18 protein-coding genes and 1 tRNA gene are annotated in these 19,188 nt (G+C 69.9%); 15 read left to right on the top strand and 4 right to left on the bottom strand.

Annotated elements, in window-relative coordinates; genetic code table 11:
• The first annotated feature begins 214 nt into the window (after positions 1 to 214).
• Positions 215 to 1,150, top strand: coding sequence for a phosphodiesterase (locus ACXKZF_RS10415; protein ID WP_055957015.1), 936 nt, complete (start codon positions 215 to 217; stop codon positions 1,148 to 1,150).
• Here the strand turns inward: ACXKZF_RS10415 and ACXKZF_RS10410 are convergent.
• Complete coding sequence (locus ACXKZF_RS10410) at positions 1,101 to 2,681, bottom strand: stealth family protein (RefSeq protein ID WP_488984149.1); 1,581 nt, start codon at positions 2,679 to 2,681, stop codon at positions 1,101 to 1,103. The genes ACXKZF_RS10415 and ACXKZF_RS10410 overlap by 50 nt on opposite strands.
• A gap of 240 nt (positions 2,682 to 2,921) precedes the next feature.
• Here ACXKZF_RS10410 and ACXKZF_RS10405 point away from each other — a divergent pair, with 240 nt between their 5' ends.
• The 7 genes from ACXKZF_RS10405 to ACXKZF_RS10375 all read left to right on the top strand — a co-directional run bounded on the left by ACXKZF_RS10405 (position 2,922) and on the right by ACXKZF_RS10375 (position 9,753).
• Complete coding sequence (locus ACXKZF_RS10405; protein WP_055957019.1) at positions 2,922 to 3,854, top strand: 4-(cytidine 5'-diphospho)-2-C-methyl-D-erythritol kinase; 933 nt, start codon at positions 2,922 to 2,924, stop codon at positions 3,852 to 3,854.
• 267 nt (positions 3,855 to 4,121) lie between these two features.
• Positions 4,122 to 4,424, top strand: coding sequence for a DUF427 domain-containing protein (locus ACXKZF_RS10400; protein WP_055957021.1), 303 nt, complete (start codon positions 4,122 to 4,124; stop codon positions 4,422 to 4,424).
• Between the two features lie 14 nt (positions 4,425 to 4,438).
• Complete coding sequence (locus tag ACXKZF_RS10395) at positions 4,439 to 5,263, top strand: ABC transporter ATP-binding protein (RefSeq protein WP_488984148.1); 825 nt, start codon at positions 4,439 to 4,441, stop codon at positions 5,261 to 5,263.
• Positions 5,260 to 6,003 (top strand): ABC transporter permease, encoded by a 744-nt coding sequence (locus ACXKZF_RS10390; RefSeq protein WP_055957025.1) that lies wholly within the window; start codon positions 5,260 to 5,262, stop codon positions 6,001 to 6,003. Before ACXKZF_RS10395 ends, ACXKZF_RS10390 begins: the two co-directional genes overlap by 4 nt.
• A complete protein-coding gene (locus tag ACXKZF_RS10385; RefSeq protein WP_488984147.1) occupies positions 6,000 to 6,782 on the top strand; it encodes an ABC transporter permease in 783 nt (260 codons plus the stop codon). Before ACXKZF_RS10390 ends, ACXKZF_RS10385 begins: the two co-directional genes overlap by 4 nt.
• Positions 6,779 to 7,714 carry an ABC transporter substrate-binding protein gene (locus ACXKZF_RS10380; protein ID WP_055957029.1) on the top strand — a complete coding sequence of 312 codons (936 nt, stop codon included), beginning with the start codon at positions 6,779 to 6,781 and terminating at the stop codon, positions 7,712 to 7,714. The genes ACXKZF_RS10385 and ACXKZF_RS10380 overlap by 4 nt, the downstream gene beginning before the upstream one ends.
• Positions 7,715 to 7,959: 245 nt before the next feature.
• On the top strand, positions 7,960 to 9,753 hold the full coding sequence (locus ACXKZF_RS10375; protein ID WP_055957033.1) for an ABC-F family ATP-binding cassette domain-containing protein: 1,794 nt from the start codon (positions 7,960 to 7,962) through the stop codon (positions 9,751 to 9,753).
• Positions 9,754 to 10,015: 262 nt separating this feature from the next.
• On the opposite strand, the gene ACXKZF_RS10370 is transcribed toward ACXKZF_RS10375, so the two are convergent.
• On the bottom strand, positions 10,016 to 10,528 hold the full coding sequence (locus ACXKZF_RS10370) for a hypothetical protein (protein ID WP_488984146.1): 513 nt from the start codon (positions 10,526 to 10,528) through the stop codon (positions 10,016 to 10,018).
• Complete coding sequence (locus tag ACXKZF_RS10365) at positions 10,525 to 11,022, bottom strand: MarR family winged helix-turn-helix transcriptional regulator (RefSeq protein WP_055957038.1); 498 nt, start codon at positions 11,020 to 11,022, stop codon at positions 10,525 to 10,527. Before ACXKZF_RS10365 ends, ACXKZF_RS10370 begins: the two co-directional genes overlap by 4 nt.
• An 84-nt stretch (positions 11,023 to 11,106) precedes the next feature.
• On the opposite strand from ACXKZF_RS10365, the gene ACXKZF_RS10360 reads away from it, so the two are divergent.
• From ACXKZF_RS10360 to ACXKZF_RS10330, 7 genes are all read left to right on the top strand, one after another.
• Positions 11,107 to 11,178, top strand: a tRNA-Gln gene (locus ACXKZF_RS10360).
• A 1-nt stretch (position 11,179) separates the two neighbouring features.
• Positions 11,180 to 12,628, top strand: coding sequence for a bifunctional UDP-N-acetylglucosamine diphosphorylase/glucosamine-1-phosphate N-acetyltransferase GlmU (gene glmU, locus ACXKZF_RS10355; protein ID WP_055957039.1), 1,449 nt, complete (start codon positions 11,180 to 11,182; stop codon positions 12,626 to 12,628).
• The gene (locus ACXKZF_RS10350) at positions 12,618 to 13,652 is read left to right on the top strand and encodes a ribose-phosphate diphosphokinase (protein WP_055957043.1); all 1,035 of its coding nucleotides are present in this window, start codon (positions 12,618 to 12,620) and stop codon (positions 13,650 to 13,652) included. The genes glmU and ACXKZF_RS10350 overlap by 11 nt, the downstream gene beginning before the upstream one ends.
• A 279-nt stretch (positions 13,653 to 13,931) precedes the next feature.
• Entirely contained in the window at positions 13,932 to 14,432 is a 501-nt protein-coding gene (locus ACXKZF_RS10345; protein ID WP_488984145.1) for an FMN-binding protein, read from the top strand.
• A gap of 5 nt (positions 14,433 to 14,437) precedes the next feature.
• Positions 14,438 to 15,316, top strand: coding sequence for an FAD:protein FMN transferase (locus ACXKZF_RS10340; RefSeq protein ID WP_488984144.1), 879 nt, complete (start codon positions 14,438 to 14,440; stop codon positions 15,314 to 15,316).
• The gene (locus tag ACXKZF_RS10335) at positions 15,313 to 16,866 is read left to right on the top strand and encodes an FAD-dependent oxidoreductase (RefSeq protein ID WP_488984143.1); all 1,554 of its coding nucleotides are present in this window, start codon (positions 15,313 to 15,315) and stop codon (positions 16,864 to 16,866) included. Before ACXKZF_RS10340 ends, ACXKZF_RS10335 begins: the two co-directional genes overlap by 4 nt.
• Before the next feature lie 43 nt (positions 16,867 to 16,909).
• Positions 16,910 to 17,509, top strand: coding sequence for a hypothetical protein (locus tag ACXKZF_RS10330; protein ID WP_488984142.1), 600 nt, complete (start codon positions 16,910 to 16,912; stop codon positions 17,507 to 17,509).
• Positions 17,510 to 17,676: 167 nt separating this feature from the next.
• On the opposite strand, the gene ACXKZF_RS10325 is transcribed toward ACXKZF_RS10330, so the two are convergent.
• Positions 17,677 to 19,131, bottom strand: coding sequence for a sensor histidine kinase (locus tag ACXKZF_RS10325; RefSeq protein WP_488984141.1), 1,455 nt, complete (start codon positions 19,129 to 19,131; stop codon positions 17,677 to 17,679).
• Between the last annotated feature and the right edge of the window lie 57 nt (positions 19,132 to 19,188).

Here is a 19,188-nt window from a genome sequence, read left to right as displayed (position 1 = left end):
GCCGGGTCTTTAGCGGCGTGTCGGGTGCGGCGCCCGCCGTCGTGTTCCGGATGCCAGGAGCTGGACGGCGGTGTCGCCGACGCGCACAGCCGCGTCAGGGTGAATTACCGACGTGTTCATCACGCGTTCGCGAAACATGTCTGTAACATTTTGAGGCACCGGGAGCATCACGCCGGTGACGAGGCCGCACCCGACGGCCCGAGAGGAACTCGAGATGCGCTACTCCGAATACCCCCGTGCCGAACGTGTGCTGCTGCACCTCAGCGACACCCACCTACGTGCCGGCGGCACTCGGTTGTACGACAGCGTCGACTCCGAGGCCTACCTCGCCCGCGCGGTGGCGGCCATCGACGCGTCGGGCGTGCGACCGAACGCCCTGGTGTTCACGGGCGACCTGGCCGATTTCGGCGAGGCCGATGCGTACGAGCGCGTACGCGCGCTGGTGGAGCCGCTCGCCGAGCGCCTGGGCACGCGCGTGGTCTGGGTCATGGGCAACCACGACGACCGCACCGCGTTCCGTGCGAGCCTGCTTCCCGGCGACGGCGCCGACCCGACCGCGCCGGTCGACCGCGTCGACGAGTTCGACGGCCTCCGCATCATCACCCTCGACACCTCGGTGCCGGGCGCCCACCACGGTGAGGTCGGCGCCGACCAGCTGACGTGGCTCGCCGATGTGCTAGCCACCCCCGCCCCTCTCGGAACCATCCTCGCGATGCATCACCCGCCCGTGCCGAGCGTCCTCGATCTGGCCGCCTCGGTAGAACTCCGCGACCAGCGCAGCCTCGCCGCCGTCCTGCGCGGGAGTGACGTCCGCGCGATCCTCGCCGGTCACCTGCATTATTCGACGTTCGCCACGTTCGCCGGTATCCCCGTGTCGGTGGCATCCGCCACCTGCTACACGCAGGACCTCATGGTTCCGGTGGGGGGAACGCGCCCGCAAGACGCGGCCCAGGGTTTCAACATCGTCCACGTATACGACGAGACCGTCGTGCACTCGGTCGTCCCGCTCGGGGCAGCCGAGGCGCTGCAGTACGTCGATGCCGCCGAGTCGCAGCGGCGCCTGCGCGAGGCCGGGCTCGTCGTCCCGGCCACGCGTGAGCTCAGTGGACCGGTGTCGCCGCCGACGACGCCGCTGCCGATCCTGCGCTGACCGCGGGCTTCTCCCAGGGGGCTGCGACCGGGAAGTACCGTTCGAGGCATGCTCGGAGCGCCGGCACGCGCACTTCTTCGGGGATTTCGGGCACGCTGCCGTCGTTGAGGCAGAACATGTCGGTGTCCCGACGTGTGACGAGTCGCTCCATGGTGCGCAGGGAGTCGAGCTGGGTGGTCTGCACGTAGCGGGTTCGGGGCTCGGTCGTCACGATCGCGCGACCGGTCGCCAGCGCGTAGTAGTGGTACAGGCTGTTCGTGACCGAGATGTCGGTCGCCGAACGGAAGCGGCTCGCGGCGGTGCGGGCGTAGTCGTCGGCGAACTCCTGCTCCAATTCGGCCGCGACCGAGCGACGCAGTGGGGTGGCGCAGTGTTCGAGGTCGAGCGTGATGACCCGGCCGAAGCGCTTTTTGAGCAGGGCGCGGTTCACACGCAGTCCGTTGTCGTGGCCCGATCGGTCGATGTGCGAGGGACCGCTGCCGATACGCACGCCACTCTCGACGAAGCGGCTCACGCCGCCGCCGCTGAAGAACAGCTCGGGTGTCACGGGGCGCCCGAAGAACATGTCGTCGTTGCTGTAGAGGAAGTGTTCCGCCAGACCCGGGATGCGGTGCAGCTGGGCCTCGACCGCGTGGGAGTTGTGCGTGGGGAGCACCGAGGGGTCGGCGAAGAACTCCTCGCTGCGCACGATCGTGACCTTGGGGTGATCGGCGAGCCATTCCGGCGTGGGGGAGTCGGTGGCGATGAAGATGCGGCGTACCCAGGGGGCGTACATGTGCACGCTCCGGAGCGCGTAACGCAACTCGTCGACCTGGCGGTAGCGGGCGGCGTTGTCGTCACCGTCGCCGACGACGTACCCCTTCATGCGCGCGGCGCGCTGCCGCTGGAACTCGCTGGACGACCCGTCGACCCACGAGAAGACCATGTCGACATCGGCGGTGAATTCGTTCGGGTGGGGGTCGAACATGCCCGAGATGGTCTCCCACCGGCGCCCGTAGCGCTCCACCTCGACGAGGTCGAGGTCGGTCGCGGCGAACCGGCGGCGGCTGAGGGCGTTCGGACGGGGCGCTTCGATCGTCTTCTCGCCGAAGCGCCAGAGCTCGAGGCGGGGGGCGAGCGATGCGCCGTAGCGATACGAGCCCTCCGTCGAGGTGCGCGGGCGGAAGACCGCGTACGCCTGTACGGATCCGGCGGTGGGGTGCACGCTGTGCGCGGGCACGGGGTCCTCGCCGCGGGCCTTCATGTAGACCGGGCCGAGTTCGGGGTCGCGCAGCGCCTCGATTGCGGCTTCGGCGTGGGCGGTGTCGACGACGAGCTTGGGGCGGCGGTTCGCGTCGCGCACCAGCAGAACGCGGATCCCCGCGGCCTCGATCGCGGCGGCGGCGGTCAACAGGTCTTCCCGTTCGGCGACGGCCGGGGTCGCGGTGTCGTCGACCATGTGCAGGATGCCGTCATGCATCCGGATGTCGGAGCGGGATAGCAGCGCGCGCCAGGGATCGGCGTCGATCGACAGGGGGACCATTGGGCGCATGCTGCCTCCTCGGGGGTAGGGGACGGTATCCGGTCACCGTACGGTTCCGGGGTTTCGAAGACGTTTCGGCAGCGGCGGCGAACGTCGGGGAGCGGAGCGCTACTGTCGAAGAGTGACTCAGATCGCTCGCTCCGGACCGGACCTCCCCGTACCGACTGGGGAGCGGCGGGGGGCCTCGGACCGAAGCCTCAGTCTCGCACACGCGGGCAGCGGTGGACGAGCGGGGGCGGGAGAACGGCGATGACCACGCACACCCCCTCATCCGTGCGCGTACGCGCGCCCGGCAAGATCAACGTCTTCCTCGAGGTCGGCGACGTGCAAGACGACGGTTACCACGAGCTCGCGACTGCTTTCCAGGCGGTGTCGCTCTACGAGGAGATGACCGCGACGCCCGCCGACGAGATGTCGCTCGAGGTGTCGTCGCGCGGACCCGTCGACATCGACGGCGTCCCCACCGACGATCGCAACCTCGCCATCCGCGCCGCCCGATTGCTGGCGCAGACCGCAGGAGTGGACCGCGGCGCTCACCTGTCGATCCGAAAGGCCGTGCCGGTGGCCGGTGGAATGGGCGGTGGGTCGGCGGACGCGGCCGCCGCGCTGGTCGCGTGCGACGCATTGTGGGGGCTGGGGATGCCGATGAGCGAGCTCTCGCGACTGGCCGCGCGCCTCGGTGCCGACGTGCCGTTCGCGTTGATGGGCGGTACGGCGGTGGGCACAGGTCGCGGCGATGAACTGAGTCCGGCGCTGGCACGCGGCCGGTTCGACTGGGTACTCGTACCCAACGACGTCGGCATATCGACGCCGGTCGTCTACGGCGAGCTCGACGCCCATCGTGAGCGCCACGCGGTCGACATCGGCCCCGCCCCGCGCGTGCCCGCCGTCGACCCCGATGTGCTGCACGCGCTCCGGCAGGGAGACGCGAAGATGCTCGCAGCGACACTGCGCAACGACCTGCAGGCCCCCGCGTTGCACCTGCGTCCGGATCTGGCACGCGTGCTCGAACGCGGTGAGAGTTCGGGGGCCCTCGCCGGTCTCGTCTCGGGCTCGGGTCCCACCCTCGCCTTCCTCGCGGCCGACGAGGCATCCGCGATCGACCTGCAGGTGACGCTGAGCGCCGCCGGCCTCGTCGCGCTGCACGTGCACGGCCCGGTCCCCGGCGCCCGCGTGGTCTGACGCCGGCGGTCCGGTCCCTTCGACGGGGTCAGGGACATCCCTCCCGGTGCAGGTCGCCGGAGGCGATCGATGCCACCGGGACCCTCCGCGACCTCGCGGACGCGGGCGTCGCAGAGGGGGTCGTGCGGCGGATGGCGCGGCACCATAACCCAGGTGGACATACGGGGCAATCTTCAGATCGTGCGATCCGTACCTCGCTACCCTCGTCCGAGGTGGTTCGTCACCGCTGGGTGCCGTGCCCGCGGGGCGCCACGAAGGGGGTATCCCATGAAGGCAGTGCTCGACGGCGTCGTTATCGCCGAAGCGGACCGCGACGACCTGGCATCGATCGAGGGCAACTGGTACTTCCCGCCGCAGGCCGTCCGCGACGGTGCTCTGCAGCAGAGCCCCACCCCCTACACGTGCCCCTGGAAGGGTGCAGCACAGTACTGGAGCATCTCGCTCGACGGTGCCGAGCTCACCGATGGCGCGTGGTCCTACCCCGACCTGCGCCCGGGCGCGGTCGACCGCGTCGGCAAGGACTTCGCCGGCTACGTCGCCTTCGACCGCAAGGTCGTGGTCTCCGACTGAGGTCGGTCGCACCCATGATCGAGTTCTCGGCCGTCTCAAAGGTCTTCCCCGACGGCACCCGCGCCGTCGACGATTTTCACCTGGTGATCCCCTCACGTAAGACGACGGTGTTCGTCGGATCGTCCGGGTGCGGCAAGACCACGCTGCTGCGGATGATCAACCGCATGGTCGAACCGTCTTCCGGCTCGATCGAGATCGACGGCGACGACATCGGCGGTAAGCCGGCCGTGCAGCTGCGGCGCAGCGTCGGCTACGTGATGCAGAATTCGGGACTCCTTCCCCACTTCACCGTCGCCGACAACATCGCCACCGTGCCGGTGCTGCAGGGCCAGAACCGCAAGGCCGCGCGCACGCGAGCCCTCGAGCTGATGAAGACCGTCGGGCTCGATGCCGCGATGGCGGACCGCTACCCCAGCCAGCTCTCGGGCGGGCAGCAGCAGCGCGTGGGCGTCGCGCGCGGACTCGCCGCCGATCCCAACATCCTGCTGATGGACGAGCCGTTCGGCGCCGTCGACCCGATCGTCCGCGATGAGTTGCAGCAGGAGCTCATCCGCCTGCAGAGCGACATCGGCAAGACGATCGTCTTCGTCACTCACGACATCGACGAGGCCTTCCTTCTGGGCGACCAGGTCGTCATCCTCGAAAAGGGGGCCAAGATCGCCCAGGTCGGCACCCCCAGCGAGATCGTCGAGAACCCGGCATCCGATTTCGTGGCGAGCTTCATCGGCGCCGTGAAGGGTAAGCGCGCGCTCCACCTCAAGCAGACGCCGACCGGAACGGTCGTGGTGGATGCCGAGGGACGCACGCAGGGCGCCCTGAGAGACGAGCCGCTGTCGTGACCTGGCTGTGGGGAAACTTCCCCCTCGTGCTGGATCTCACGCTCAACCACATCCGGTTGAGCATCATCCCCATCGTGCTCGGGTTCGTGATCGCCGTGCCGCTGGGACGCCTGACTCTTACCAGCCGGTACGCTCGCGCCACGATGATCACGGCGATGAGCCTGCTGTACACGATCCCGTCGTTGCCGCTGTTCGTGATCCTGCCCGCCATTATCGGCACGCGCGTCCTGAGCGACACGAACCTCATCGTCGCCCTCACGATCTACGCCGTCGCCATCATGGTGCGCGCGACCTCCGACGCCTTCTTCTCGGTGTCGGCCGACACCAAGCAGGCGGCCACCGCCATGGGCTTCTCGGCCTGGCGTCGATTCTGGCGCGTCGAGTTCCCGCTCGCGGGACCCGTCATGCTCGCGGGACTCCGCGTGGTGTCGGTGTCGACGATCGCCCTGGTCTCGGTCGGCGTGCTCATCGGTTCCGAGAACCTCGGATACCTGTTCACCAACGGCAAGCAGCGCAACAACCTCGAAGAGGTGGCCGTGGGCATCATCGCCACGCTCCTCATCGCCCTCCTGTTCGATCTCATCCTGGTGACACTGGGACGCATCCTCATGCCGTGGGTCCGCGTCGACCGGGGCACGCGCCGACGCGCCAAGCGCGACGTCGCCCTCACCCACCTCGCATCGGGGGGCACCGCGCCCATCGCCGCGGGTAACGCTGTTCTCCCGGGGGGCCGCGAGTGAACCTCTTCCTCGACGCGATCGCGTGGATCTTCGCGCCCCAGAACTGGCAGCCGGGGGGACAATCCCCCTTGCCCATCCAGGACCGCCTTCTCGAGCACCTGCTCTATACGGCCCTCGCCGTCGTGATCGCGGCGCTCATCGCCCTGCCGTTGGGGTTCTACATCGGTCACACCGGGAAGGGCCGCCAGTTCGTCATCGGATTCACCGGTGCCATGCGCGCCCTGCCCACCCTGGGCGTGCTGTTCTTCCTGACGATGGTGCTCGGTTCGGTCGTGAGGGGCGCGTCCGGCATCTTCTGGGGCACGATCGTCGCCCTCGTCATCCTCGCGATCCCCTCCATCCTGGCGGGGGCGTACGCGGGTCTCGAGTCGGTCTCGCGGCCCGTCATCGACGCCGCCCGCGCGGTCGGCATGACCGAGATGCAGATCCTGACGCGCGTCGAGATCCCTCTGGCCCTGCCGCTGATCATCGGCGGACTCCGCGCGGGCACCCTGCAGGTCATCGCCACCGCGGTCATCGCGTCCTACGCGGGCCTCGGCGGGCTGGGCCGCATCATCAGCAGCGGAATCGGTCTCAACGACTACGACCGCATCCTGGGCGGCGCCATCCTCGTGACGGTGTTCGCCCTCGTCGTCGACGCGCTGTTCGCGCTCGTCCAACGCTTCACCCGCGGCCCCGGAGTCGGCGCCGGCGGCCGAGGAAACAAAGTCCGTCGAGGGGCGTCCCGTCCCGAGTCGGTGGTGGAAACACCAACCCACGAGAGGAATGTCACAGCATGAGCATTTTCAGTAAAGGCCGGGTCGCCGCGGGCGTCATCGCGGTCGGGGCCGTCGTGGCCCTGGCAGGGTGTTCGCAGGCGGATCCCACCGCTCCCGACACCGGTAATGCCGGTAGCGGCGACTCGAGCCAGATCACCGTCGGGTCGTTCGCGTTCCCCGAGAGCGAGATCCTCGGCGAGATCTACGCCCAGGCCCTCGAGGCGAAGGGCTTCGACGTCCAGACCAAGTTCAACATCGGCCCACGTCAGCAGACGATTCCGGCCCTGCAGGACGGCTCGATCAACCTGATCCCCGAGTACAACGGCAACCTGCTGGCGTACTACGACACCGAGTTCACCCAGCGCACGACCGAAGACGTCGACGCGGCGCTCACCGACGCCGTGGCGGCGGACGACCTCGTCGTGTACTCGTCGGCCGAGGCCGAAGACAAGGACGCCTACGTCGTCACTCAGGCGTACGCGGAGGCGAACGGCCTGACCTCCATCGCCGACCTGGCGAAGGTGCAGCCGTTCAGCCTCGGTGCCAACCCGCAGTTCGCGGAGCTGGGATACGGCATCCCGGGTCTGGCCTCGGTGTACGGCGTCAGCAACGTGACCTTCGTGCCCTACGAGGACTTCGGCGGTCCCGACACCGTGCGTGCGCTCGTCGACAACACCGTGCAGGTGGCCGACATCTACACGACCTCGCCCGCGCTCGTGGCCGAGAACCTCCTCGTGCTCGAAGACCCTGAGAACCTGATCGCGGCGCAGAACGTGCTCCCGCTGCTCAGCGCGTCCATCGACACGCCGGAGCTGAAGGAGGCGCTCGACGCCGTCTCGGCCAAGCTGACCACCGACGACCTGATCGCCCTGCGCGACCGCGTCGAGGGGAGCGAGCAGGCATCGGCATCCACCGCCGCCGCCGACTGGCTCAAGGAGGCGGGCCTGGTCTGACCAGTCCGTTTCCTGCGCGGGGGTCGTCCGGTTCGCCGGACGGCCCCCGCGTCGTTTCCGTGGGCGGGCATTTCGCGGCTCCGAACGGCTCCGCTCTCTCGGTTGCGGGGCGCCGGGTCCGCGGCATCCGTGAGACCGCTTCTCCTCGGCGTGGTGTCGTTCGACGGAGGAATCGCGGATGCCACGCCGGGATGCCGCGGATACCGCGCAGCACCGCGCCGGGCACCGCGTAGCCTGGGACGGATATGGCACATCTGCTCGGGGGCGAAGCCCTGCACCTGGAATACCCGACCAAGGTCGTCTTCGATTCCGTCTCGCTCGGCGTCAACGAGGGCGACCGCATCGGCATCGTCGGTCGTAACGGCGACGGCAAGTCGAGCCTGCTCGGCATGCTCGCCGGCATCCGCGAGCCCGACGGCGGCCGCGTGACGGTGCGCGGCGGCGTGACCGTCGGTGTGCTCGACCAGCAGGACACCCTCGACGACGACGAGACGATCGGCCACGCGGTCGTCGGCGATCGCGCCGAGCACGAGTGGGCCGGCGACGCCCGTACGCGCGACGTGATCGCGGGCCTTCTCGGCGACCTGCCGTGGGACGCGCGCCTCGGCGACCTGTCCGGCGGTCAGCGTCGACGCGTCGCGCTGGCGACACTGCTCTCGGGCGACTGGGACGTGCTCTTCCTCGACGAGCCCACCAACCATCTCGACGTCGAAGCCATCACCTGGCTCGCCATGCACCTGAAGAAGCGATGGGCGCCCAGCGCGGGCGGCCTGCTCGTCGTGACCCACGACCGGTGGTTCCTCGACGAGATCTGCACCGCCACGTGGGAGGTGCATGACCGTCTCGTCGAACCCTTCGAGGGGGGTTACGCCGCGTACATCCTGCAGCGCGTCGAGCGCGACCGTCAGGCGGCGACCATCGAACAGCGGCGTCAGAACCTCGCTCGGAAAGAGCTGGCGTGGCTGCGCCGGGGCGCTCCGGCGCGCACGGCGAAGCCGAAGTTCCGCATCGATGCGGCGAACGAGCTCATCGCCGACGTGCCCGAGATCCGCGACAAGGTCGCCCTGCAGTCCCTCGCCGTCGCGCGCCTGGGCAAAGACGTGGTCGATCTGCTCGACGCCGGCGTGACGTACGGCGATCACACCGTGCTGAAGGACATCGAATGGCGCATCGCGCCGGGTGAGCGCACCGGCATCCTGGGCGTCAACGGCGCGGGTAAATCGACGCTGCTGAACCTGGTGACCGGCTCGCTCGAACCCACGAGCGGACGCGTGAAGCGCGGCAAGACCGTCAAGGTCGCCACCCTCACTCAGCGTCTCGACGAGCTCGAGCAGCACATGGACGACCCCGTGCGCGTGGTGATCGCGAGCCTTCGCACCACCTACGCCTTCGGCGCCGGATCGAAGTCGCAGGAGCTCACCCCCGGTCAGCTGCTGGAGCGGCTCGGCTTCTCGAGCGCCCAGCTCTCGACGCCCGTGAAAGACCTCTCGGGTGGTCAGAAGCGGCGCCTGCAGCTCCTGCTCGTCATCCTCGACCAGCCGAACGTGCTCATCCTCGACGAGCCGACCAACGACCTCGACACCGACATGCTCGCCGCAATGGAAGATCTGCTCGACTCGTGGTCGGGCACGCTGATCGTCGTCTCGCACGACCGGTACTTCCTCGAGCGGGTCACCGACCAGCAGTACGCGATCCTCGATGGCCGGCTCCGCCATCTCCCCGGAGGCGTCGACGAGTACCTGCGCCTGCGGGCGATCCAGGATGCCGAGCCCTCACGCTCCGCGGCATCCGGCGGCGTCCCCGCGGCGTCCGGCCTGCAGGGCGCGGAACTCCGGGCCGCTCAGAAGGAAGCATCAGCCACCGAGCGGCGCATCGAGAAGCTGCAGCAGCAGATCGATCGGGCCAAGGCATCGCTCGCCGAGCACGATCAGGCGGATTACGTCGGTCTCGGCAAGGAGATGCAGCGGATCTCGACGCTCGAGGCCGAGCGCGACGAGCTCGAGATGCAGTGGTTCGAGCTCACCGAGACGATCGGCTGACCCGGACGGGACGCGGCTCTCCCGTCGCGCCGGCCCAGGCGCGCCGCACGGGGCGGAGGAGATTCCGGGAGCGGAGGATCGGGCGCACGGCATCCGTCCTCCCTTGCCGGAAGTTCCTCCCGGCGCGTTCTCGCACCGTTGCAGGGTGCCGAAGCGGAGCGGAGGGGATTCCGGGAGCGCAGGGCCAGTGGCCCGGCATCCGTCCTCCGCTCCCGGATTCTCCTCCCGGCGCGGTCTCCCCAGACGGGGGAGTGCGAGCCCCTCAGTGGACGGCGTACTCCAGGATGACGATGAACAGCCCGAGGCACGCGGTGGCGAAAGCGCCGAGGAGACGCATCACCAGGTTCGCCTTGCGCCGCGCGTACGCGAAGTAACCGAGGATCCCGAGCACCACGAACGTCGACCACCCGCACAGTTCGGACGCATCCTCGACCGACAGGCCAGCGGCGTCGGCGAACACCAGCACGAGCACGGAGGGCACCGACGCGTAGAGCATGCCGGCGCCATGACGGATGCCGTCGGCGGTGGCGTGGCGCAGCCCATGCTCCGCGTGCTGGGTGAGGGTGTGCGCGAACACGTGGGCGATGAAGAACACCACGAGCGAGCTCGAGGCGCTCAGCAGCACCTCGCCCACCGTCTCGGCATGGTCGTCGGCGATCGTGACGAACGCCGCGAACACGATCAGGCCGTAGATCGCGGCGGGGGAGCGGAAGCGCACGTCGAACCAGGCGCGAACACCGTCCCACCGCGACGGCGAGCCGACCTCGGCGCTCACGCGTCGAATCCCATGCTGAGCTTGCGCAGCAGTGTCGCCAGCCGGTCGCGGTCGCCGCGCGACAGGCCCTCGAGCAGCAGGGCCTCGGCGTCGACGAGGCGGGTGATGGCGGCATCCACGCGAACGCGGCCGTCTTCGGTCATGGTCACCAGAATGCTCCGTCCGTCACCCGGGTCGGCCTCGCGCCGCACGAACCGTCGGGCGACGAGACGGTCGATGCGGTTGGTCATGGTGCCGCTGGAGACGAGGGTCTGCTGCAGCAGCTGCTTGGGGCTGAGCTGGTAGGGCTCGCCGGCCCGCCGGAGCGCCGACAGGACGTCCCACTCCCACGACTCGATGTCGCTGCGGCGGAACGCTTCTTTGCGGGCGATGTCGAGGTGCCGCGACAGCCGCGCGACGCGCGAGAGCACCTCGAGCGGGGAGAAATCGAGGTCGGGGCGCTGGCGGACCCACGCATCGACGATGCGGTCGACCTCGTCGCTGTCCCGGCTCACGGTCTCATTATGGCGGCCCGGGTGTCGCGGCGCGGATGCGGAGGCGCGCCGTCTGGCAGACTTGACCGGTGCCCGCGGGCACGGTCCGCCGTGGTGTAACGGCAGCACGACAGCCTTTGGAGCTGTTAGGTCCAGGTTCGAATCCTGGCGGCGGAGCATGACTTCCACGACCGAGCTCGCCGTCGTCGTCCTCGCCGCGGGTCAAGGCACCCGCATGCGCTCACGCACCCCCAAGGTGCTGCATCCGGTGGGCGGAAGGCCGTTGGTCGGCCACGTGCTCGACACCGCGGCATCCCTCGACCCCGCCCGCATCGTCGTGGTCGTGCGGCACGAGCGCGAGCTCGTCGCCGAGACCGTGGCCGAGCTCGCCCCCGGGGTGATCGTCGTCGATCAAGACGAGGTGCCCGGAACGGGCCGCGCGGTCGAGGCCGCCCTGGGTGCGCTCGAGGGGTTCGAGGGCGACGTGCTCGTGCTCAGCGCCGACGTGCCGCTGCTCGAGACCGGCACGCTCACCGAACTGCTGGCGACGCATCGCACGGGCGGCACGGCCGTGACGCTGCTGAGCGCGCGGGTCGACCAGCCGTTCGGGTACGGCCGCATCCTGCGCGACGACGCCGACGGCGTCCGCCGCATCGTGGAGCAGAAGGACGCGACGGCCGACGAGGCCGCCGTGAACGAGATCAACGTCGGCGTCTACGTCTTCCGGTCCTCTCCGCTGCGCACGCAGCTCGCGCTCGTGGGCACCGACAACGCGCAGGGCGAGAAGTACCTCACCGACGTGATCGGCCTGCTGCGCGAGGCGCAGCTCGGGGTCGCGGCATCCGTCACCTCCGACGCCTCCGCCGCACTGGGTGTGAACGACCGCGTCCAGCTGTCCGAGGCCGGCCGCACGCTCAACGCACGGACGGTGCGTCGGTGGCAGCTCGAGGGCGTCACCGTGGTCGATCCCGCCACCACCTGGATCGACACGACCGCGACGCTCGCGCCCGACGTGACGATCCTGCCCAACACGCACGTGCGCGGAGCGACGGTCATCGCCTCGGGCGCCACGATCGGACCCGACACGAGCCTGGTCGACTGCGAGGTCGGCGAGGGCGCCACCGTCACCCGTACCGACGGCACCCTCGCCGTGGTCGAGGCGGGGGCGAGCGTCGGGCCCTTCGCCTACCTCCGCGCCAATGCCCGCGTGGGCGTCCGGGGCAAGGTCGGTACTTTCGTCGAGGTGAAGAACTCTTCGATCGGCGAAGGCAGCAAGGTCCCGCACCTGTCGTACATCGGCGACACCGACATCGGACGCGGCGTCAACCTGGGCGCCGGAGCCATCACCGCCAACTACGACGACATCGCCAAGCACCGCACGGTCATCGGCGACGAGGTGCACAGCGGTTCGCACAACGTCTTCGTCGCGCCGGTTACGATTGGGGATGGCGCCAAGACGGGAGCCGGCGCGGTCATCCGCAAGGACGTCCCGGCCGGTGCTCTGGCACTGAGCGTGGCACCCCAGCGCAACATCGAGGGGTGGGTCGAGAAGAACCGACCGGGCACCGCAGCAGCCGACGTGGCCGCTCGGGCTCGGGCTGAACAGGAAGCGGCCGATGGCTCGTAAGAAGAATCGTGTAGATCTCGACCGCGACAACGGCATCGCCCCCGGGCTCGTCGCCAAGACGAAGAAGCGACTGGTCGTCGCCTCGGGTCGGTCGCATCCCGAAGTGGCTGCCCAGGTCGCACACCACCTCGGCACCGAACTCGCCCCGACCGAGCACCGCACCTTCGCCTCCGGCGAGATCTACACCCGTTTCGAGGTATCGATCCGTGGATGCGACGTGTTCGTCATCCAGTCGTTCGGTCCGCCGGTCAACGAGTGGCTCATGGAGCTGCTCATCATGCTCGATGCGCTCAAGCGCGCGTCCGCCAAGCGCATCACCGTCGTCGCCCCGTACTACCCGTATTCGCGGCAGGACAAGAAGGGCCGCGGTCGCGAACCGATCAGCGCCCGTCTCGTGGCCGACCTGCTCAAGACCGCTGGTGCCGACCGCATCATGAGCGTCGACCTGCACGCGGCGCAGATCCAGGGCTTCTTCGACGGCCCCGTCGACCACCTCTTCGCCAAGCCCGTGCTGCTCGAGCACTTCGAGCAGAAGCTCACCGGTGAAGACCGCGAGACCCTGACGGTGGTCTCGCCCGACATGGGCCGCGTGCGCGTCGCAGACACATGGTCCGACAGCCTGGGTGCCCCGCTGGCGATCATCCACAAGCGCCGCGATCCGAAGGTCGCGAACCAGGTCTCGGTGCACGAGATCGTCGGTGACGTGAAGGGGCGCACCTGCCTCCTCGTCGACGACATGATCGACACCGGCGGCACGATCCAGAAGGCCGCCCAGGCGCTGAAGGCCAGCGGTGCGCGCAAGGTCATCGTCGCAGCGACCCATGCGATCTTCAGCGACCCGGCCACCGAACGGCTTCAGGATGCCGCGATCGACGAGGTCGTCGTCACCGACACCGTCCCGCTGCCCGCTGAGCGCCGCTTCGACCGACTGACGGTGCTGCCGATCGCCCCGCTGCTGGCCCGCGCGATCCACGAGGTCTTCGAGGACGGCTCGGTCACGAGCATGTTCGGCGGCGACGCGTAGGCGTTCCGCACCCTCGACGCTCAGCCATCTGCCCTTCGGGGGAGGTGGCTGAGTTCGTCAGGGTCGGCCGCGGCTGCGCCGTCGAGCGGCGTCGGACCCTGACAGGCCGGGTCCCGGATGCCGCGGGTGCGGCGTGTCACCCGGATCGTCCGCGATAGCCCGCTCCGACGAGGGAGTCGCTCACAGCCGGCGCAAAAGAATGAACCGGGCTGCCGTCAAGGTCGTGTCCCTACCGTGAGCACGAACGCACGAGCTCGGCACGACCGAAGGAGGACCCTCATGATCCGCACCACAGCCGTACCCCGTCCCGTCCGCATCGGCACCGCACTGCTGGGAGTCGCCGGCATCGTCACCCTCGCCGGCTGCGCCGGCGGAGCGACCAGCGATGCCGCCGCCCCCGCACCGGCCGCGACGACCGCCGCCCCGGCGGCCACCTCGGCGCCCAGCGAGAGCGCCGCCACGGGCAGCGCCACGACGTCGGGCACCTACGCCGACGGCACCTACGAGGCGACCGGTCAGTACGCCACCCCCGAGAGCGTCGAGACCGTCGACGTCACCCTCACCCTGGCCGGCGACACCATCACCGAGGTGAACGTGACGGGCGACCCGCAGGCCGCGGAATCCCGGCGCTACCAGAGCGAGTTCATCGGCGGCATCGCCGCAGAGGTCGTCGGCAAGAAGCTCGACGAGATCTCGGTGAGCAAGGTGGCCGGTTCGTCGCTGACCAGCGGCGGCTTCAACAACGCCGTCGAGACCATCAAGACCGAGGCCCAGGCCTGACCATCATGATCCCTCCGACCGCGACGGGCTCGACCTGGGTCTTCGACGCGATCGGCACGACGTGGGCGATCGACACGGCCGACCCGCTGTCGTCGATTGCCCGCGACGAGGTCGCCGCCCTCGTCGAGCGCTTCGACCGGGAGTGGTCGCGTTTCCGTGACGACTCCACGGTGTCGACGCTCGCGCAGGGCCGGGCGGCATCCGTCCCCGCACCGTTCGACGCGGATGCCATGCTCTCGCTCTACGACGAACTGGATGCCGCAACCGCCGGAGCGGTGAACCCGTTGGTCGGCGAAGCGCTGGCCCGCCTGGGCTACGACGCGCGCCTGACCCTCGTTCCCTCGGCCGAGACCGAGCCGGCGCCGACCTGGCGCGACGCCGTATCGTGGCGCCACGGTCGACTGAGCGTGTCCACGACGTCGATCATCGATGTGGGCGCGCTGGGCAAGGGCCGTCTCGTCGACCTCGTGCTCGACGTGGTGCGCGCGCACGTCGACGGCGATGTCGTCGTCGACGCGTCGGGCGACCTCGCCGCGCGGGGTGCTCCGGTGCGCGTCGCGCTCGAGCACCCGTACGACCCCACCCTCGCCATCGGCGTCGTCACCGTGACCGACGGCGCGCTGTGCGCCTCTGCCATCAACCGCCGCGCGTGGGGCGACGGACTGCATCACGTGCTCGATGCCCGCACCGGTGCGCCCGTGCGGGCGTTCGCCGCCACCTGGGCGCTGGCCGAGACGGCGATGCGGGCCGACGCGCTCGCCACGGCGCTGTTCTTCGACGGCGGCCCCGAGCTCGCGGCATCCTGGAACGCGCACTGGGTGCGCATGCGCACCGACGGCCGCGTGGAGTGGTCGCCCGGATTCACTGGAGAGGTCTTCTCATGAGCGTCACGCTCACCGCGGGCTCGACCCGCATGCTCGGCCTGATCGGCCGGGTCTCGATGTACCGCCTCGTGCTGTCGTCGCTCGGGCTGCTCGCGTTGCTTGCCCTCGTGCTGTCTTTCGTCGGCCTCGTCGTTCCCGCCCCGCTCGAGCTCGTCGTCAGCGCGGTGGTGCTCGCCCTCGCCTGCGCCGCCACCGACCTCGTCGCCCAGAGCGTGCTCCGGATGCCGCGACGGCTGGAGTCATCGCTGATCACGGCCCTGATCCTGCTGTTCGTGCTGCGCCCGTCGATCGAGCCGCTGGGGCTCGCGGGTCTCGCCCTCGCGGGAGTCGTGGCATCCGCGTCGAAGTACCTGCTCGTCTGGCGCGGGCGCCACATCTTCAACCCCGCCGCGACCGGTGCGAGCGTGCTGACCATCGTGAGCATCTGGGCGCCCGACCTGGGCTCCTCGGCCTGGTGGGTGGGCTCGCCCTGGCTCGCCGCCCCCGTGCTCGTGCTCGGCGTCCTGCTGCTGCTCCGCACCGACAAGCTGCCGATCGTTGCGGTGTTCTGGGCCGTGGCGATGATCGTGGCGTTCGCGCGCACGACGGTGCAGTTCCAGGCCGCGGGTTTTCCCGTCGACGTACCCGCCGTGCTGATGCAGGTGGCGTTCTCGTCGCCCTTCCTCTTCCTCGGCGCCTTCATGCTGTCCGAGCCCCTCACCCTGCCCCCGCGTCGCACGCAGCAGTATGTCGTCGCGATCGTCGTCGGCGTTCTGGCCGGCTGGCCGGTGCCTGTCGGCGACATCACGCTCGGTCAGGAGCGCGCCCTGCTGATCGGCAACCTGCTCGCATTCCTGCTGTGTCTGCGGGCGGCCGTGCGCCTGCGGGTCGAGCGGCGGCGCGAGCTCACGCCGACAGTGCGCGAGCTGACGTTCCACGCCGCCCGGCCGTTCTCGTTCCACCCGGGGCAGTACCTCGAGCTCGACGTGCCGCATCGACGTCCCGATGCCCGCGGCACCCGTCGGGAGTTCTCGATCGCGTCGGCGCCGGAAGACCTTCCCGAGGTGCGGATCGCGTTCAAGGACGGGTCGCAGTCCTCGTACAAGAAAGCTCTGGCAGCCGTGGAGTCGGGCTCCACGCTCGCCGTCACCGGTGTGTGGGGCGATTTCGTGCTGCCGTCCCGCCCGACAGCGCCCGTGCTGCTCGTGGCCGCGGGTATCGGTGTGACACCCTTCGTCTCGCAATTGCGTCACCTCGTCGCCACCGGCCGGGACCGTGACGCCGTGCTGGTGTACGTGGTGTCGGAGGCGGCGGAGCTCGCGTTCCGCGACGACATCGCCGCCAGCGGCATCCCCGTCGTGGTGTACTCGCGCGATGAGCCGACCGACCTGCCCGCCGGCTGGACGTGGGCGGGACCCGATCGTGTGGATGCCGAGGGGCTGGTGCGCGCGGTCCCCGACATCGCGCAGCGCGCGGCGTACGTCTCGGGGCCGCCGCGATTGATCGCGGCTCTCGCGCCCGCGCTGGGGAAGGCGAAGTCGCTGACGACCGACGCGTTCGCGGGGTACTGAATCAGGGGTGGCGGCGGGGGGAGTCAGTCGGAAGAGTGGGGGAGTGAACTTCTTCCCGGCTGATCCTCCGCCCGACGACGAGCTCGTGTTCGCCCCGGAGCCCGAGCGCAGGCCCTGGTCCGAGCCGCCGGGCGACGAGCTCCCCGCGCCCTTCGCGGTGTCGGAAGTCATCGGCCGGGGCGACGATGTGGTCGTCGCGCTCGCGGGCGCACGCGTGTTCTCGGACGGAGTCGAACTGCTGATCGAACGGCACCTGCGCCGGGGCTCTCGGGATCATCGGCAATGGCGGGCCGCGCAGACGGAGTTCTCCGGTCACGGCGCAGGAGGTGCCAGCGGCGACGACCGTCTGCGATGGGGGATGGCGCTGGACGACGGGGAGCGGATCTTCGAGGACCGAAGCTTCGGCGCTCCGGCGGCGGATCCGAGCGACGGACACACCTTGCGTGTCATCCGCGGTGGGGGAGGCGGTGGGAGTTCGACGTACTTGATGCGTGAGAGCCTGTGGCTCTGGCCGCTCCCGCCCGAGGGTCCCCTCGAGCTCGTCCTGCAGTGGCCTGCGTTCGGCATCGGGGAGTCACGGGTCATCGTCGACGGCGGGCAGCTGCGGGCACTGGCCGCGTCGGTGAAGCCGCTCTGGGGCTGAGCCCCCCGCCCGCCGAGCCGGTCAGGGCCGCCCAGCCCCCGGAGCGACTGCAGCTCCCACGTGTTGCCGTTCGGGTCGCTGAACGACGCGAAAATGACACCGCTCAGGTCGCGGACGGCACCCATGTCGACGCCCTGCGCCCGCAGCCCGATGGACCGGCCCGCGGCTCACGCCGGGTCGGCCGGCTTCGCGGGGAGTCGCACCTCGAACGTCGTGTCACCGGGGGTGCTCTGGACCGAGATGGTCCCGTGGTGCGCCTCGACGATGGCGCGGGCGATCGAGAGGCCGAGTCCCGTGCCGCCGGTCTTGCGGTCGCGCGAGCTGTCGGCCCGGGCGAACCGTTCGAACAGGTGCGCGGCGACCGAGGGGTCGATACCGGGGCCGTTGTCGTGCACGCGCAGTACCGCCGCGTCGCCTTCGTGCGTGACGGAGACGGCGATCTCGCTGCCGGCCGGAGTGTGCGTCCGGGCGTTGGCGAGGAGGTTGGCGACGACCTGGTGCAGGCGCGAGGCGTCGCCGGCGAGCTCGACGGGCCGGTCGGGCACGTCGATCGTCCACGCGTGGTCGGGCCCGGCGGGACGGGCGTCGCCCACGGCCTCCACCGCGAGGCGGGTCAGGTCGACCGAGCCGTACACCAGCTCCTGTCCCTCGTCGAGGCGGGCCAGCAGCAGCAGGTCCTCGACCAGACGGGTCATGCGCACCGACTGCGCCTGGATGCGCTCGAGCGACTGTTCCGTGGTCTCCACTGCCAGCGCGACGCGCTGCCGGCTCTCGTCGTCCTGCGCCTGTCGCATGGCCCGCAGCGACAGTTCACTGAACCCGCGGATGGATGCCAGGGGCGTGCGCAGTTCGTGACTGGCATCCGCCACGAATCGGCGCATCAGCTCCTCGTTGCGCTGTCGCGCGCCGAGGGAGGCGTCGACGCGGTCGAGGAGGGTGTTGAGCGCCGTACCCACCTGCCCGATCTCGGTGTGCGGATCGACCTGGTCGGCGGGCACGCGCTCGGTGATGGACACGTCGCCCTCTTCCATCCGCATGGAAGCGACACGTGTCGCGGTGTCGGCGACGGCGCGCAGGGGGCGCAGACCGAGGCGGATGACGATGGCGATGATGACCGCGAGCAGGAGCAGCCCGCCCGCGGTCACGAGGGCGACGGTTGTGAGGATCGCACCGATCGTGCCCGTGACGCTCGAGAGGGGGAGCCCGACGAGGAACGCCCCACCGCCGGGAGCGGGGTAGATGCGCACGAGGTACTCGCCGAGGTTGGCGAGGTCGACCGTCTGGGCGTAGGGGTCGCTCGACTGCAGGGTGTCGCTGGACTGCAGGCTGTCTGCGATCTGACTGAGGTCGTCGGCGCTCAGCTCACGGGGACCTTCGTCGTCGACCACGGCCCCCGTGAGACGGGTCCCGGAGATCGTGACGAGCAGGGTGCCGTCGGGGGACCGTGCGGACTCCAGCACGCTCTCGGCGCTCGACGAGAAGGCCGTACGCGACTGCACCGACGAGGCCGCCTCGTCGACCTGCGCACCGAGGTTGACGTACAGCACCTGGCTGAGGATGGCGCTGGTGGAGATGCCGATCATCACGAGGATGAACGCGACCATGCCGATCACCGCGGTCATCAGCCGCGCTTGCAGCGTCCACGGGTGGCGGAGCCGCGTGATCACACTCTCGCGCGG

This window comes from Microbacterium sp. ABR10 (assembly GCF_057812175.1).
Note: the sequence above shows the minus strand (reverse complement) of the source record. Positions and strands in the feature narration are given on the sequence as shown.

Coding starts and splice junctions, on each gene's coding strand:
- ACXKZF_RS10350 (WP_055957043.1), top strand. CDS start 12,618: ATGGCTCGTAAGAAGAATCGTGTAGATCTCGACCGCGACAACGGCATC.
- ACXKZF_RS10405 (WP_055957019.1), top strand. CDS start 2,922: ATGACCACGCACACCCCCTCATCCGTGCGCGTACGCGCGCCCGGCAAG.
- ACXKZF_RS10410 (WP_488984149.1), bottom strand. CDS start 2,681: ATGCGCCCAATGGTCCCCCTGTCGATCGACGCCGATCCCTGGCGCGCG.
- ACXKZF_RS10400 (WP_055957021.1), top strand. CDS start 4,122: ATGAAGGCAGTGCTCGACGGCGTCGTTATCGCCGAAGCGGACCGCGAC.
- glmU (WP_055957039.1), top strand. CDS start 11,180: ATGACTTCCACGACCGAGCTCGCCGTCGTCGTCCTCGCCGCGGGTCAA.
- ACXKZF_RS10345 (WP_488984145.1), top strand. CDS start 13,932: ATGATCCGCACCACAGCCGTACCCCGTCCCGTCCGCATCGGCACCGCA.
- ACXKZF_RS10375 (WP_055957033.1), top strand. CDS start 7,960: ATGGCACATCTGCTCGGGGGCGAAGCCCTGCACCTGGAATACCCGACC.
- ACXKZF_RS10340 (WP_488984144.1), top strand. CDS start 14,438: ATGATCCCTCCGACCGCGACGGGCTCGACCTGGGTCTTCGACGCGATC.
- ACXKZF_RS10415 (WP_055957015.1), top strand. CDS start 215: ATGCGCTACTCCGAATACCCCCGTGCCGAACGTGTGCTGCTGCACCTC.
- ACXKZF_RS10335 (WP_488984143.1), top strand. CDS start 15,313: ATGAGCGTCACGCTCACCGCGGGCTCGACCCGCATGCTCGGCCTGATC.
- ACXKZF_RS10325 (WP_488984141.1), bottom strand. CDS start 19,131: ATGACCGCGGTGATCGGCATGGTCGCGTTCATCCTCGTGATGATCGGC.
- ACXKZF_RS10395 (WP_488984148.1), top strand. CDS start 4,439: ATGATCGAGTTCTCGGCCGTCTCAAAGGTCTTCCCCGACGGCACCCGC.
- ACXKZF_RS10380 (WP_055957029.1), top strand. CDS start 6,779: ATGAGCATTTTCAGTAAAGGCCGGGTCGCCGCGGGCGTCATCGCGGTC.